The sequence below is a fragment of the Chryseobacterium shigense genome (assembly GCF_900156575.1).
Lineage (GTDB): Bacteria > Bacteroidota > Bacteroidia > Flavobacteriales > Weeksellaceae > Chryseobacterium > Chryseobacterium shigense.
Genome location: NZ_FTNY01000003.1, coordinates 284,223 through 300,828 on the forward strand (window position 1 = coordinate 284,223; position 16,606 = coordinate 300,828).

General features: G+C 34.6%; 15 protein-coding genes. 12 read left to right on the top strand and 3 right to left on the bottom strand.

Annotation, left to right across the window (positions count from 1 at the left end; translation table 11 throughout):
* Window positions 1-82: 82 nt before the first annotated feature.
* Window positions 83-406, bottom strand: coding sequence for a DUF6660 family protein (locus tag BW964_RS10855; protein ID WP_034723892.1), 324 nt, complete (start codon window positions 404-406; stop codon window positions 83-85).
* 134 nt (window positions 407-540) lie between these two features.
* Here BW964_RS10855 and BW964_RS10860 point away from each other — a divergent pair, with 134 nt between their 5' ends.
* From BW964_RS10860 to BW964_RS10885, 6 genes are all read left to right on the top strand, one after another.
* Entirely contained in the window at window positions 541-1,014 is a 474-nt protein-coding gene (locus BW964_RS10860; RefSeq protein WP_076507103.1) for a hypothetical protein, read from the top strand.
* A gap of 501 nt (window positions 1,015-1,515) precedes the next feature.
* A complete protein-coding gene (locus BW964_RS10865; RefSeq protein WP_076507105.1) occupies window positions 1,516-2,316 on the top strand; it encodes a cell wall anchor protein in 801 nt (266 codons plus the stop codon).
* 6 nt (window positions 2,317-2,322) lie between these two features.
* Window positions 2,323-2,793 (top strand): hypothetical protein, encoded by a 471-nt coding sequence (locus tag BW964_RS10870; protein ID WP_076507107.1) that lies wholly within the window; start codon window positions 2,323-2,325, stop codon window positions 2,791-2,793.
* A gap of 104 nt (window positions 2,794-2,897) precedes the next feature.
* Window positions 2,898-4,928: a SpvB/TcaC N-terminal domain-containing protein gene (locus tag BW964_RS10875; protein ID WP_084175807.1), complete on the top strand. Its 2,031-nt coding sequence runs from the start codon at window positions 2,898-2,900 to the stop codon at window positions 4,926-4,928.
* A 12-nt stretch (window positions 4,929-4,940) separates the two neighbouring features.
* Window positions 4,941-9,473, top strand: coding sequence for an RHS repeat domain-containing protein (locus tag BW964_RS10880; RefSeq protein ID WP_076507110.1), 4,533 nt, complete (start codon window positions 4,941-4,943; stop codon window positions 9,471-9,473).
* 1 nt (window position 9,474) lies between these two features.
* Entirely contained in the window at window positions 9,475-9,861 is a 387-nt protein-coding gene (locus BW964_RS10885) for a hypothetical protein (RefSeq protein WP_076507112.1), read from the top strand.
* Window positions 9,862-9,899: 38 nt separating this feature from the next.
* On the opposite strand, the gene BW964_RS22540 is transcribed toward BW964_RS10885, so the two are convergent.
* Entirely contained in the window at window positions 9,900-10,055 is a 156-nt protein-coding gene (locus tag BW964_RS22540; protein ID WP_165789201.1) for a hypothetical protein, read from the bottom strand.
* 222 nt (window positions 10,056-10,277) lie between these two features.
* Between BW964_RS22540 and BW964_RS10895 the strand changes: the two genes are divergently transcribed.
* The 6 genes from BW964_RS10895 to BW964_RS10920 all read left to right on the top strand — a co-directional run bounded on the left by BW964_RS10895 (window position 10,278) and on the right by BW964_RS10920 (window position 15,034).
* The gene (locus BW964_RS10895) at window positions 10,278-10,793 is read left to right on the top strand and encodes a hypothetical protein (protein ID WP_076507115.1); all 516 of its coding nucleotides are present in this window, start codon (window positions 10,278-10,280) and stop codon (window positions 10,791-10,793) included.
* A 148-nt stretch (window positions 10,794-10,941) separates the two neighbouring features.
* Entirely contained in the window at window positions 10,942-11,949 is a 1,008-nt protein-coding gene (locus BW964_RS10900) for a hypothetical protein (protein WP_076507116.1), read from the top strand.
* Window positions 11,898-12,470 (top strand): SEL1-like repeat protein, encoded by a 573-nt coding sequence (locus tag BW964_RS10905; protein ID WP_123912001.1) that lies wholly within the window; start codon window positions 11,898-11,900, stop codon window positions 12,468-12,470. The genes BW964_RS10900 and BW964_RS10905 overlap by 52 nt, the downstream gene beginning before the upstream one ends.
* Before the next feature lie 54 nt (window positions 12,471-12,524).
* On the top strand, window positions 12,525-13,433 hold the full coding sequence (locus tag BW964_RS10910) for a hypothetical protein (protein ID WP_167369805.1): 909 nt from the start codon (window positions 12,525-12,527) through the stop codon (window positions 13,431-13,433).
* Complete coding sequence (locus BW964_RS10915; RefSeq protein ID WP_076507121.1) at window positions 13,430-14,068, top strand: hypothetical protein; 639 nt, start codon at window positions 13,430-13,432, stop codon at window positions 14,066-14,068. Before BW964_RS10910 ends, BW964_RS10915 begins: the two co-directional genes overlap by 4 nt.
* A gap of 366 nt (window positions 14,069-14,434) precedes the next feature.
* Window positions 14,435-15,034, top strand: coding sequence for a hypothetical protein (locus tag BW964_RS10920; RefSeq protein WP_076507123.1), 600 nt, complete (start codon window positions 14,435-14,437; stop codon window positions 15,032-15,034).
* Window positions 15,035-15,096: 62 nt separating this feature from the next.
* On the opposite strand, the gene BW964_RS10925 is transcribed toward BW964_RS10920, so the two are convergent.
* Window positions 15,097-16,590: a RagB/SusD family nutrient uptake outer membrane protein gene (locus BW964_RS10925; protein ID WP_076507124.1), complete on the bottom strand. Its 1,494-nt coding sequence runs from the start codon at window positions 16,588-16,590 to the stop codon at window positions 15,097-15,099.
* Window positions 16,591-16,606: the final 16 nt, after the last annotated feature.

Here is a 16,606-nt window from a genome sequence, read left to right on the forward strand (position 1 = left end):
GCAAAAATATCACGAAGACCTCTGCAATGGTATTGCAAAGTTCAATAGACAGAAAGCCTAACTTTCTAATAATCAATAAAAATTAAATCTTAGGAGGTTGCCAGATATGGTCGTACATCTGGTAAGCGAAATTGTTTTTCTGGAAAAGAATTTTCTTTGAAAAGTAAGCCTGAACGTGGCTCGGAATTTCAAATAAAGGATCCATTTTGAAAGAAGATACAGTCATCTGGCAACAGCTGCAAGTACACAGCGGTGAACAGATATCTCCTTTGTCTTTTGAATGGGATTCCTGAATATTAAATGATAGTTTAATTTCTGAAGGCCCTGCAGGACGGTGCACATCTTCGCAGGGCATCAGTGACAATGCCATGAAATAGAATGCAAGTATCCATCTTAACAGGTTCATATGGACAAAGGTAAAGATTTTTTCTAAAACCGGAGATTTATATGGGTCATTTAATATATTCCTGACATTGCAGTGTTTTTGAAAGGGAGGTATATTTTCTTTATTTTTGGAGTAGGATCTGCCTGATACAGCTTATGAAAAAACTTTTTTTAATTTCTTTATTTTTAACTCTGTTCGCCTGTGTAGGCTCTGATACAGAATTTCTGCCCCAAACTGTTTCAGAATCCAAGAGCAGAAAACTTTTAATCAAAGAATATCGCCCTACGGAAAATAAGGTGATCATCAATCAGGGAGAATATGAGATTGTGGAAGCATTTACCACTTTTAAATTCAATTCAAAAAAAGATCAGACGATCAATAAAAGTTTCTTTGCCTTCAGTGTAAGGATTAAAAATCTTAAAACAGGCAAGATAGGCCTTTCTTCTGAAGACAGTGACCATAGTCAATTCCTCAATTTCTATTGTAATTTCTGTGGAGGAATTAACAATGATAATCTTGTGCTCTACTATGATGACATCAGTAAAAGAGAAAGCCTGGATAGCATCAGGATCGGTTTTAAAGACCGAAATAAAAATGAAAAGGTTGTTTATTTTGTTCAGAAGAGATAAAACACACAAGTCTTAAACTGATAAAAAGCAATTGAAGACTGAATAGTAAAAAAATCTTCCTCTATTTTCCTCTATTTTTTTACAATCAATCTTTTCAAAATATTTTATTTTTCCTCTTTCTATAATAAAAACGGCCGTACCAAGCGATGACAAAAAAAACATCTATATAATTACAAATTCGTATTATTCTCAATTCCCTTTTTCAGGATAATGAAATATAATATACTTTTAAGAAAGACTTAGAAGCCACTTTTCATGTTTAATATTTTTCATCCACTCAGAAAATTTAATTAAATATTTTCTTTTTTTCTTCGCTTTAAAACCAAATAAATCTCTTTTAAATGATATGTATCAAGGTTATGTGGATTTAATTCAGATATTATTTACTTTCGAAAAAAAAACACAAATCTCCTCAGCAAGTGAAAAAAGCAAACTGTCTATTCCTTACAAAATATTTCCATTAAACATTTTTTATAAACTACTTATATACTGATAGAAATTATGAAACAGTCTTTATTATTTATTCTAAGCCTCTCGGCTTCTTCACTTTTTGCACAATCCTGGAATACTACAGGGAACTCCGGAACCAATCCTTCGAATCATTTTCTGGGAACAACTGATAATCAGCCTTTGGTATTTAAAGCCAACAGTACCGAAGCTATGCGTATATTTCCAAATGGAAAGGTAAAAATAGGGGCCAATGATCCTGTCAATAATGATTCAGCGTTCAGAATTTATCAGGCTGAAAATCCAATTTTAGAAGTTGCCAGTTCACTTAGCTCATTTCAGATTGCAAAATCCACCTGTGACGGATGCTTTGGAGCCCAAACTGGAGATACTGTCTTTAGAAACTTAGGCAGAACCCATAACATGATTTTTGCGATGCCTAGTAATTATAATGACGGAAGATATTACATTGGAATTCAAGATGGCGCCAATGGTACCTGGGTAAAATTCTTTAATAATGCCACTGCAAGATTTGACGGGAAAATTTTTGCTAAGGAAGTTCAAGTCAAAACAAACGTATGGGCAGATTACGTATTTAAAAAAGATTATCAACTGATCAGCTTGGAAGAGGTGGAAAAACACATTCAGGAGAAAGGTCATCTTCCCAATATCCCTTCGGCAGAAAAGGTTTTACAAGACGGCATCAACGTAGCAGAAATGAACGTAAAGCTTCTTGAAAAAATTGAGGAACTGACTCTATATTCTATCGAGCAGAATAAAAAGTTAAAGATTCAATCTGAAAAGGTAGAGAAGATAGAAAAGCAACTGGAACAACTTCTTTCTGAAAAAAAATAACCGATTATGAAAACAAAATTACTTTCGATATTTTCTTTGTTTATAGGCTTTTTCGGGTTTTCTCAAACTGAAGTCTATTTCAAATATGACGAAGCCGGAAACCAGAGATACAGAGGTCCCAATGCTGCTGGAAAAAATACCCCTTCAGAAGTTGCAAAAAAAGAGACTAAAACAGTAGCCGCAGTGCAACAAGCTCCTGCTATGGATGAAAAAACATTCTGGAAACAGATACGACTTTATCCAGTGCCTGTGAATGATGTTCTTACCATCGATTGGACCGAAGAAGCAGATAACCTTATAGAATCCGTTTCACTCTATCAGCACAGCACCGTGCACTGGAAATTCCAGCAACAGAATATCCCGGGGCTGAACCGTCAGCTGAAGATCAATATGACTGGGTATGACTGGGGTGTTTATATTCTACGATTTACCCTGAAAGACGGAAGAATCTTTGGTAGAAATTTAACCAAAAGGTAGATTTTTTGGATTAAAAGGCTGAAGCACTGAAAGATTAAAATTTTCAGATACTGCTATTTTTTCTTTATCGATCAACAATTATCACTTATAATTATATTATAGAAATGAAATTTATTTTATCATTTATACTGTCCTTGTGTTCAGTACTGGGCTTTTCACAGACCATACTTTATCAGGCAGAAAATACATCACGGACGGTTCAGGATCCACAAACCGTGGTGCTTGCACAGGGATTTCACGCAACATCTAATGTATCCAATCCTTTTGTTGCTAAAATTGGACCCAATACAGGAAATCCGGGAGGAGGACCTGTGGATTCAAATGCAGGAACAAATAATCCAAGTGGAACCACTGTTTCTGGTAACCAAAAATTCCATGATACAAAGGGAAATATTGAAGTTGCAGGTGGAGGCCAGTTGCAATTTACTTTACCCATTGCCTTACCTCCGGGAGTAAAAAGTGTAGCCCCTCAAATTAACCTTGTCTATTCCAGTGATTCCGGAAATGGGATTGCCGGCTATGGTTGGAATTTATCTGGTATAACCTCTATTTCCAGAACTGGAAAAAACATAGAAAAAGATGGTGAGGTAAAAAGTATCCAGATTGATTATTCGGACTACTACAGTTTCAATGGACAACGGCTTATTTTAAAGTCAGGCGAATATGGTAAAGATGGTGCTGAATACATTACAGAGAAATATTCCAACATCAAAATTAAATCCCTTGGAAATATGCCTAACTGGAAACAGCCCGAATATTGGGAGATAACCTTTGAAGATGGCTCTCAGGCTTGGTATGGAGGAACAGCTCCTGGCTGGAGTAATGCTACCAATCGCTTGGGATTTAGTATCGTAAAATGGAAAGATGCCCAAGGAAATGTTATCAATTACAGCTATGATCAGGAAGAGAATGTCAACGTCATTAAATCGATAACTTGGGGAGGAAACGAGAAGCTAGGAACTGCTTCTTTCAATGAAATTATATTTGATTATAGTAATAGGAATATTCCGGAAAGTGCATATATCAATGGTTCCGGAACTTTGTTTACCCAAACAAAGATTCTAAAGGATATTACAGTAAAAACAAATGGACAAATCTTCAAGAAATATGCACCAGAATATATAACCGACTCTACGGGTTATCAGTACGTTAAAAAGATTACTGAATCTAACTCGACAGGCCAGTCGGCGAATCCAATTGAGTTTGATTATCCAGCTCAAAGTCCAACCTCTATTAGTGGCTGGAATATAGACAGCCAGGCCTTATTTGATAAAATTAAATTTACAGGAGATTTTAATGGAGATGCTTACCTGGATTTTGTAATGACTGATGGGACTATTAAATTGGGGGTTTTTAATGATGATTTTAATGTTATTCAGACTAATAAAATCTTTAATTCAAGTTCTGTAGTTGTTAACACATTCCTGGATGAAACAAAAAAGGTGGTTAATGGTAATGGGATTGCAGAGTATGAAGGCGGTAAGATTTATGTATATGCTTTTAGAAACAATACCTTTGTCAAGGTATTCGAAAAACTGGTTTCTGAAACAATATGTACAACATGTACAGCTATACTAAATGAAGGGGATCTCAATGGTGATGGCATATCTAATGTCTTTCTTACTTTATCAGGATCAGGATCTGTACAAAGATATATCATAGATTTGAGCAATTCAAGGAATTCTGTTTCTACTTATACTTTGGATAATGGGATTAATGAAAGTTTATATACGGATCAAAAATATATGGATATTGACAGTGATGGAAAGGTGGATATCATTAATGTATCCAACACTGCATACACTATATTTGAATTTGTAGAGACAGCACCCAATGTGTACATAAAAAAGATTAAGTTTTCCGGAAATTTAGAAGAAACCAAAGGGAATGAGTTTCCGGTATTATTTGGAGATTTCAACGGGGATGGAAAGCTTGACTTTACCCTTCCTCTTACGGAAGGAAAAGTGGGTAAAGATGACTGGAAATTTTACATAGGAACAGGAAAAAGCTTTAATACAGCATTCAAACCTAATTTCTTAATGTATAAAAATGAATCCACACAAAATAATGGGGCTTGGCTAAGATTTAGCCGAACGATGTATTCCATTTCGGATCTTAATGCAGATGGAAAATGAGATATTGTTCAAGTGCATTCCTATTCCAACTCATTAACTTCAAATACGAGAACAATAGGGGTTGCTGTGAATGGGCTGATTTCGAAAGGAACTCCCACGTTCGGGGCCATAGATTTTGTAACCCAGAATATTTATACTTTTCCTACCCCACCTCAGTATACTATAGTTCAGCCGTATGACGATCTTTCCATCTATCAGCCGATAACCAATGTGATAAGATCAAATAATAACTATTATAATGTTTTCTTATTCAGGAAAAATAATGTCCTTAAAATTAAAGCACCTACAGGGGTAGATGAATTAAAAAGAATACAGTCTGTTACTCAAGGGGGAATTACCACATCTGCTACCTATTTGGAAATTGTTCCTGATAATGTGACTACTCCTAATTTTTATAAAAATACAAAAAGCGAACTGTATCCCTATTTCTCCTTAAATAGAATAAACAGGGGGTATGCTGTCTCTCAACTTCAACAGGCAGGCAGAAAGCAGGACTTCCGATACAGAGGGATGACTATACATATGCAGGGAAAGGGAGTGATAGGATATTATCAGACCGCACGTTCTTCCTGGTATGCTGATGGCTTGGAAAATACAAAAATCTGGTCCGGAACAGAAATAGACCTTCTGAATGAAGGCGTTCCAGTAAAAGAATGGAGCATCAGAACTAATGATGAATCGAAAATTTTCCCAACAGATATTTCGGAGAACAACAGTCAACTATTAAGCTTAAAATCAACCATTTATAAAACCATCAGTCTATTAAACGGTCAGATTGTAGACATTTATTCGATCTATACTACAGACAAGCCGAAAATTGTTACCGCTATTGTTCCGGAAAGCACAAGGACAAAAGATTTTTTAACAAATACCATAACAAGTAACACAATATCTTATAATAGTTATTATCTTCCGGTACAAACCATATTAAATGTTAATAATGGTTACGCTATAACAACTTCCACATTCAATTACATCCATAATCCAGCAGGTTCCGGATCAGATTATTATATTGGCCGTCCGGAATCTAAAACCGATATCGTGCAGGCTTATGGTGATACGAAATCTTCCAAAGAGGAATATACTTATGACAATAACCTTTTAAAAACACTCAAAACCTGGAACAGAGACAATACTGGCTATCTTTTAGAAACATATAATTATGATGGTTTTGGAAACCTTACTCAAAAAACAATCAATAATAGTATAGATTCTCAGGTACTAACTAACAAAGCGGTATATGAACCTAAAGGAAGATTTGTAGAAAAGAAAACCGATAATTTAGGTCTGGAAACTCACCTTATTCACAATAATTTGGGACAAATTGAAAAACAAACCGATCCGCTTGGCAATATACTCATCAATAAATATGACGAATGGGGTAAACTTCTATCTTCCAAAACCAATGTGGAAGGTACAACAACTTATCAGTATGTAAGAGATGCCATTTCCAGCATAACAATTATACAATATGCCCCTAATGGTGATGTATCAAAAACATACACCAACAAACTGGGACAGAAATCTGAAATTTTAACCAAAGCATTTACACAGGGGAAGTTTGTTTCAAAACAAACCAAATATGATATACTGGGAAGAAAAACTGCAGAAAGTGAGCCTTTCTTTGAAGGAAGTAATCCCACCCAATGGAATACAATCACTTATGATGATACTGTTTTTCCAACAAAAATAACGGCAAAATCATTCAATGGAAAAGAGGTTGTGACTTCTGTTTCAGGCTTAACAACGACGGTAAAAGAACTCAATGGCTACGGAAGAACAAATTCCCAAACCAAAGATGTATTAGGTAATGTTCTATCTTCAAATGATCCGGGAGGAACTATCCAATTCTCCTACAATGCTGCCGGAGAACAAATAAAGGCTCAGTATGCCGAAAATATTGTTACTACAAAATACGATTCTTGGGGTAGAAAATCTGAGTTCAATGATCCTTCCAACGGATTGTACAAATACGAATATGACGGATTCGGACAGCCTAAGAAAATAATAAGCCCCAAAGGTACTAAAGAGTACACTTACAATACTGCGGGCCAGCTTATTTACCAGAAAGAGCTCTCTACAACAGATGCTGGTCAGGCTACTAATAAGATGATTTCCTATTCATATGATGATAAAGGAAGAATAATTACCAAATCGGGGACATCAAAAGAAAAAGCATACAGTTCTAATGTTTCTTACGATCCTCAGGGAAGAATATTATCTTCATCCGAAAATAGTAACGGAAAATACTTTATCCAAAAAGGAATGACCTATGATGATAAGGCAAGGCTAATTTCCTACGAAAAACAATTATATTCTTCCGGAACTTTGACTAAAGTTGAAGTTGAAAATGTATACAGTGCATGGAATGGAGAATTGTATCAGGTTAAGGATAAAAATTCAGGGAAAATTCTTTGGGAACTGAAGGAGATCAATTCAAAAGGTCAGGTTCTTAAAGCTCAATTGGGAGCGGCTGAAATTAATCAAAGCTATGAGAATGATGGAACTTTGAGCCAGGTCAATCACTCTTCAGCTGTTAAACCAAGCATTCTACAACTTTCGTATAATTTCAATGCTATCAAAAATGAATTAGAGGTTAGAACAACCGGAGGAGATTTTAATATTGTAGAATCATTTGATTATGATGACAATAACAGACTGATCAACTGGACGAATCCTTTAACAGGCATTAAACCTTCCACTAACAGAAATGTCTATGACATTAAAGGCAGGATCATGGAAAATGATCAGGTAGGAACAATGAAGTACGAAAATTCAACTAAGATCTACCAACCTACCGGGATGACCCTGAACGCAGAAGGAAGTCAAAATTATAACAATGACCTCATCCAGAGCATTGCTTATAACGAAAATAATGATCCTGTCTTCATTGACGGTGAAAAAGGGGATGTAGCATTTCAGTACGGGCTTACCAGCATGAGACAGAAAGTAAGCTATGGAGGGAACTTTGATCCTGATCAGGAAGGAAAATTCACCAAGTACTACAGTGAAGATGGAAGCTTTGAAGTTCTTAAGGATAATATAACCGGAAAGGAAAAACACATTCTTTATATTGGCGGAACTCCTTATGAAAGTAATATTATATATTTAAAAAACTTTACAGAAAATAATGGCTCTTATAAATTTCTGCACAAGGATTATTTAGGAAGTATCCTAGCCATCAGCGATGAAGCAGGAAATAAACTGGAACAGAGACATTTTGATGCCTGGGGTAATTTCACCCATCTGCAAATAGGAAACGGAGCCATTGTCACCGATAAAAATATAATTGATGCTACTTCGTTACTAGTAGAAAGAGGATATACCAGCCATGAGCATTTTGCAGAAGTGGGAATTATTCACATGAATGGTAGGCTATATGATCCGCTCTTAAGAAGGTTCTTAAATGCTGATGAAAATATACAGGATCCTACCAATACCCAGAACTATAATAAGTATGGGTACGTACTGAACAACCCTCTGATGTACAATGACCCGAGTGGAGAATTTGCATTTGCTGTTTTGGTAGCAGTAATGGCTAAAGCAGCTTTCTCCGCAATCGCGATAACAGCTGCAACCTATACTGCTACAGCATTAATAAAAGGTAATTGGACGGTTAGCGGATTTTTTAGATCTATCTCTTCGTCAGCGATTACCGGAATGGTAAGCGGGGCATTGTCTTTTGGAATAGGAACACTGTTTCAGGTCGCAAGTATTGCTAATTCCTTGGGTACTACTGGTGTTGTATTGGCAAGAGCGGGATTACATTCCGTAAGTATGGGTGTTCTTTCTTCCGTTACAGGAGGTAGTTTTTGGAGTGGTGCAGCAAGTGGTGCATTTGCAAGTTTAGCAGGAGACTTCTTGAAAGCTCCCAGCGATGGTATTTTTGACTTTAACCCACTTAGAAGTAATACAGGAATGTTAATCACTGGTATTATATCGGGTGGTGTAGGTTCTGTACTGGCCGGAGGAAACTTCTGGCAGGGAGCGATGAGTGGATTTTTTGTAACAGCTTTCAACCATTTAGAGCATCAGATAGACTCTCCTTTAGCTGATGATGATGAATTTAGGAGAAATGCAGATGGTACTATTACAGCAACAGGAGGAAAAAAGGGAGGTGATACAACCGATTATTTGTATGATGCAAAAGGAAAATTAATTGGTAGTAAATCTGTAACTGTTCTTGAAGCTGGTGATAATATGTCTGCTGATTATTCTACCTACGGATTAAGACTTCATACCGAGGGAACTGGTCTTTCAGTGAGTGAAGGTTTGGGTGCGGCGGCTCTTGAATTTACCGGAGCGGGATTCTTTAGATTTGTATCTGGTGCAAAATTTTTTTATAAAACAAAGATAGCAGGACAATTTAGTTATGGATACCTTGACAAGCCTACAAAATTTATGATTAGATTTGAGAAACATAGTCTTCCAAAAATTGGTGGAGGAAGAGGATATCCAATACATTTTAATATTGAAAAAATAGGAAAATTTAATAAACATATTTTTCCAAATCCTAAAGACTGGGGTAAATATAAGGTTAGATAATATGGAGGATATAGAAAAAATACGTCAACAACTTATCTCATCGAAATATAGCCTAGGCAAAGATGATATCCTAAATGAGAAGTTAATTCATTTAGAAAAAGTAATTAGTGAGGATTTAGTTGTAGTAGATTTAGAAAAAGAGTCGATCAAAATTCAATTTAATTTGAATGAAAATTATTATTTTGAAAATGTTAAAGATATTTTTTTTAATTTTTTCAAGGGCGATTATACAATAAAATATTATTGTAATAATGAAAGTTTGTTATATTCCAAATTCATATGGAAAAATAAAGAACTAAAAAAATTCAATTTCAAGACAAAATATGGTTTTTTACGCTGTAAGAAGATCAATAAAATAGAACAAGTTCAAGGTATAGCTTGGGAATAAAAATAATCACTCCCCCGAAAATCTTCGGGGGATATTTTTTACAGTGCGACGTTCTGCTGAACGAATTCTTTAATTTTTTTCTTAGAGATAAAAGATTCGATAATTGTGTAAACTACATTTTTTTCTTTTTCTTCCAGTTGTTGGATAAGTTCCACTTGCTCCAGAACCGCTAATGAAACTAAATTAGATGACAATTTATATTTCATTTGGGACTGCAGGCCTGCTTTTTTTATTATACACCATCTGTAATCTCCATAACAAAAAAGCCACCGCACTACACGATGGCAAAAAAAAATCAAATCCAAATAATTACAAATTCGGATTATTATCAATCTCCTTCTGCGGAATACTGAACAGATAATACTTTTAATAAAATTCATCCAGTTTTTAATCGTTTTATGTTAATAAGATAAATTATGAAATCCTTGATAATAGCTTTTTTTGTTATCTTTTCTTTTTCGGGATGTAAATCTCAAAAAAGAAACAATAGTAATTTTAACAATGACAACATTAATTTTAAATATAGTAGATTGTATTATAAAGATTCAGTTGTTGTAGAAAGTGACATGTATAATAGTTATACTGGGCTGTATCAATATAAAGAATATAATTTTGGTTTCGGAGAAGACAAAAATATAAGCACAACTATAAAATTAAGTGAAAAGGAATTACAAAATATCTATCAATTATATTTATTACTCAATCCAAAATATCTTAGTGAATGTACATATATGGATGGTAAGCTTTTGTATAAATCCACAATCGCTTTCAATGTAAATGCTGCAAAAGATGAAACATTAAAATCTAGTGAGTGTTCTAATGACAAAAAAGAAAATGAAAAATATTCTAAAATTGAAACCTTAGTTTACGATTTAATAATGAAGTCTCCAGAATATAGAAAGGCATTTTATTGGGAATTTATAAAGAAATAATATTGTTTTGAGATAGTCAAAGACAATACTTAGTAATGGGAGCATCGATTAATACCTATTGTGAATTATATAACATTGATTAATACTGGATTTATATAATTCACAATGAGAGCTAATTTACTAAACGATTAATAAGTATGGATATGTGATGAATAATCCATTGCTGTATAATGATCCTAATGGAGAATGTTTGGTGCCTTTATTTGGTGTACTGGTGGCATCATGGGTTGCAGGAGCTGTTGTAGGAACAATGGTAGCTGCAGGAATGTACATATTAAAATCTTTAGTTAACGGGACATGGTCTTGGGGTGGTTTTGCCAAAAGTTTATTATTAGGAGCCGTCACTGGAGCTGCTACAGGGGGGCTCACCGGAGGAATGTCAGCCAGTGGCTTTAATGGAGCCGTCATAGTTGATAGTATGAATGGAGCCATTTCAGGTGGTATTGATGCTGTATTTAATAAGCAGAACTTCTTTACTGGTTTATATAAAGGAGCAGTAATGGGGGCTACAATTGGAGGTATTGGATATGCAATTAGTTCTTTATTTACTGTAAATAATAGTATTGCTGATGATGTGGATTACGCTGATGGAAATGGAGGAATAGCATCAAATGACAACCCAGGAGATAGATTGAACTGGTTTAATAAAGATAAGGATGGGTATCTTTATAAATTTGCAGAAAGTGATACAAACGTTCCGGAAGGAACAGTAAGAATATATACTCATGGTTCCCCTGATCGTATTCTTGGTCCCGATGGACAAAAAATTATGACACCTAAACAATTTGATGAAGTTTTAATGCAGCGAAGTGAAGCATGGAGGAGTTATAGAGAATTGGGAGGAAACATTAAAGTTGAATTAATGTCTTGCCAGACAGGAAGATGGGGAAACGGTATTGCTAGTAAGCTGTCTAAAGCTTTTAAAAGCTCTGAATTTATTGCTCCCAGTACTAAATTCTATGCGGGACCAACTTCCACTGGTGGTACCTATAGTGATATTGCAGGACGAAACAAAATCTTCAATCCGGGAAGATGGAACCATTTCATTAATGGACAAAATATAACCGGATTACTAGATAAATATAGATATATACAACCAAATATATGGCAACAGAAAAAAATTCAAGATACAGTTTGTGGGGTGGGATGTCGATAGTTTTATTCTTCGCAACCGGATGCCAAAATAAAAATGAACAAAAGATGATCTCTTCTGTTAAAGAGGTTTCAGACACATTAGCAATTTTCGAAAACAATAAAATTTCTGATACTGTTATAAATAACAAAAATTTAGAAGAATTTAAAAGAGAAGTAGTTACTGTTGGAGATCTTTATTCATTTAATAGACTTGCGATTCACTACGAAGAAAATAAGAATTATAAAGAATTATACGAGTATGCCTTAATTATGGCTGATAAATACAATAAAGGGGATGGTTGTAGCCAGGTTTTTATATGTATTGTTGCTATGAACAATAAAAATTTATATAGGGATATTCTTGATTTTGCAAAGATTGATGAAAAAGCAAAGTCAGATGCTTTAAAATACTTAGAAAAAGGAGTTAGGTTAAATGACATTAACTCTGCCTCTATGCTTCAGGAAATTTACAGAAATGGTATTGGTGTAAAAAAAGATATAAAAAAAGCAGATGAGCTTAAGAAAAAAATAGAAGAAATGTAATAATGTTTAGTACATGTAGCATCATGGGGTTCGGGAGAAGTTGTGGGTGAAGAGATGTTCATTGTTAAATCTTTAGTCAATGCAACATGGTATTGGGATGGTTTTGCTAAAAGTTTACTCTTAGGAGCTGTCACAGGAATTGCAACGGAAGGATTGACTGGAGGAATGTCCGCCAGTGGCTTCCAAGGAGCTGTTATTGTGGGTAGTATGAATGGTGCTATTTCTGGAGGAGTTGATGCTTTATTTAATAAAGAAAATTTCTTTACAGGAATGTATAGAGGAGCTATCTTTGGTGCTGCCACTGCTGGAATTGTAAGTGGGATTAGTTGGGTAGTCAACCAATTAAGTAATTCATACCAATATAGAATTAACGAAATGTTAGTAAGCGATGATAATACATTACAGGGAGGTACTAGAGTCGATTTCTCCTATGATACAGTGAAAAAAGTAGATAAATTACATTATAAAAATCAATTTATAAGAGGTTCTTACAAAATTGTCGATGAGACAAGTAACTTAAGTCAATCTTTACGAGCAAACGGCTACACTTTTGATAATAATTCTGGCTTATTAGATGGTCCTCGAGGAAAAGCTTGGGGCGTCACAGAAAGTCTTACCCATAAAGGAAAACTGGTTTGGCAAAGAATATATCTTCCTGAAGGAACGTTTGTAAGTTTAGAACAATTAGATCTAACGATGGGACATGAGATTTTTCATTCTATTTTAAATAATGCTAGACTTTTTAATGAATTTAGAACTATATGGAATCAGAGTACTGTAAGCGTTCATGAATATTACACTTCAAGATGGGAACAAGAATATATTATATTCAGGGGCTGGGGAAAACTTAATTTAAATATGGGGGCATTTAATACAGCAATTAGTACATTTGAAGATTTAGAACCATTAATGAATAAGATAAAACCAATATTCAATAATTATTTAAAAAGTACACTGAAATGATAAATAATCTGTTTCTTTCAATAGGTATTATGTTTCTTTTGTCTTGTAAAGAAGAACACAAAAACACATTTAATTTAAAGTATATAAAAGATAATCATTCCCTATATCTTCAAATAGAAAATAGCACAAAGCAAGACATTATATTTTTATTACCCAACTCTTTGGAGTTTGGAGATGAAAATTATAAAAGTTTTTCTACACGAGGAAGTAGAGAAGAGGATTATCCTATAAATGTCTATGCAATAATAAAACCTAAACAGTCTTCAGGAGTATATCAGAGAAAACTAGATAGTATCCATAATGCTTATCTAACTGAAATTGGAAATAGTGATTTTATAGGAGATGAAAGACCAGGAGATGGAAATTCAGTTTTTTATTTAAAAAGTAAAACAAAAATAAAAATTAAGTATGATTTAATTATTAAATCAATGATGGTAATGTTTAAACAAGGCTATTCATCAAAATTTAAACAAAATTATTATCCTTATAATAAAGTATTAAAAGGAGAATATCCTGAAGGAGAATACTTAAGAAGATTTTCAAAGCTCAATTTTAGAAAAGCAAAGTTTGTAGCACAACCAGTGATAGAAGATAGTTTGTTTCTAATACTATCCGAAAAAGATGTTACTGACTAAGCAATAGACTTCCCTTTATTAAAGGTCTTTTACAAAAAATTCATAAAAACGATGTTAAATAACTAAGAGTAGATATCGCTTCATATTATTCTAATGTTTTGGGAAGAATGATCATATGGAAAGATCTGGATAGACTTATTAAAATTGAACGCTTTTGGCAAAATGAGAAGATTGATACTTATAAATTAGAAGAGTTTATACTTTATTATTTTTGGGTAAAATAAAAAATCGTTAAGTATCGATGAAATCCAAACACCTTTTAAGCAATGAAGCAGGAAAAAAGTCTTATTTTGTTGCTCTCTTTTGATCATATAAAACTTATCATTTTACTTTTCAATATCAGGAAATGGAGTATACTTATAACAAATGAAAAACTACACAATATCAAATTTAAGATTTCTGCTGGTAACTATTATCTTCTTCCTTTCAGGTTGTAAAAATCCGGACCAAAGCAACAATAACGGGCAGCAATCAAATAAATCTGTTGAACAGAAATTCATTCCCAAATACGGAAACCCCTACTTTGATTATGACGGAATAGATCATTATCATGTCAGTACAAATGAAAGTTCAGTCATGGCGTTAGATACTATTCCGAATCGTTCAAAAGAAGATCAGTTAAAACTTGATGTAATTACTGACAAAATTCCTAAGAATATAAATGATACGGACTTTATAAAAAGCCTGGAGAAAATCGGTTTCAAAAAAACAGTAATAATATCTCACAAATTCAAAAAGATCAATGAGATATTTGTTGAGAAAACCGTAAGTGAAAATATTGAATATGCCTGCGCTCCTATTTATAGAGATATTTTGATTTTTAAGAAGAAAGAAAAAATTATCGGAATGGCAAAGATGTGTTTCGACTGTCATCAGAAGCAAATAGCAGGAACAAAAGCAAATACCGAAAATTTTGGACAAGATGGTGATTATGAGAAACTCCAACAAATTCTTTATACTAACTAACATTAATAACAAAAGCCACGATATTGTGATATCGTGGCTTTAAAAATCAAATCTAAATAAAACTACAGGCTCGGATTATTATCAATCTCCTTCTGCGGAATACTGAACAAATAATACTTACTATTCGGTGCAAAAGCAGTCTGATCCGGAAAATTAAAGACCGAATGTCCTCTTCCGTTCACTGTTTTTACCGTTCCGTCAGGCGTGGTAATCTGTACCTTTATCGGCTGTCCGCTGGTATCTACGAATGGTTTTCTTACCACGGTTCCCTGCGTTCTGATAATATCTGAAAGGGAGAATCCTTCCCCGAAAAGTTCTTTTCTTCTTTCAAGCAGAATTTCCGTGATGACATCAGTCTGAGCATGAGATCCTGTGTAAGGATTGGCATTTCTGGCCGCTTTCAATTGGTTTAATGCTGTAACCGCATTGGCGACATTTCCGTTTCTGGCTTCAGCTTCAGCTTCGATCAGGTACATTTCTGCGGCTCTCATTAATACGATATCTGCGATAAGTCCTGTTTTAAATTTAAACTTGGAATACCTCAGCAGGCCTTCCCTACCCTGAAGACCATCCCATTGAAACAGCTGGTATCTGATGTCATTCGTATCAAACAGATCTTTGAAAAATGGATCTGCCATAAAACTGTAGTAATAACTTCCCGAGGAAGATACATCCAGATAATGAAAAGCATAGCTCGCTCCCGATTGCTCCTGAGTCTGCCCATGACCCCAGATCCATTCTCCGTTGCTTATATCATTGAATCCCTCCTTATATTTTTCCGGAGTCATTAACGGATAACCTGCTCTGGCTATTTTAGCTGCTGCAGCTGCCTTACTCCACTCACCGGTATTCAGATAGGTTCTTGCTAATAGTCCATTGACGACTGCTTTATTGATCTTATCTTTATTATTTCTTGTGTAATTGGTCAAAAGATTATCCGCTTCCGTCAGATCACTTTTAATCAATGCATAAATTTCTTCGAGGCTAGCTCTTTTCTTTGGAACAGAATTGATCGTTGAGGGTTTCGTATAAATAGGAGCCGTTAAAGCTGTTTTGTCTTTCAGATAACTGAACTGGTAAAAGCTGGCTAAATTCAGATAACAGAAAGCACGCAATGCTTTAGCCTGTCCTTTTACCTGATCTTTCTTTGCCTGACTTCCCTCGGTCTGATCAATACGGGCGATCACATTATTCATATTATTAATGGTTGCATACAATGTAGACCAAATAAATTGTGGTCTTGAGATGGTATTATTCACCATTTCTGTAAATGCATAAGCTGAAGGAAAACCATATTTATTGGTAAGGATAGCCGCATCACTTCCCATAGCATCACTGGTTCTCAACACCGTTGAATAGCCAATATTCGCATAGGTGGGTCCGTCATCATTAAATTTTGCCCATGCTCCATTAATAACGGTTTCTGCACTTTCTGCCGTTTTGAAAACCTCCGCTCCGTTGGCCTGATCTGTAGGAGCAGTTTCCAGCTCGTTTTCACAACTCGTCAATGACCAGAAAGTAATTAAAGCAAAAGCTATATATTTTAATTTTTTCATTGTTTCAAATTTTAAA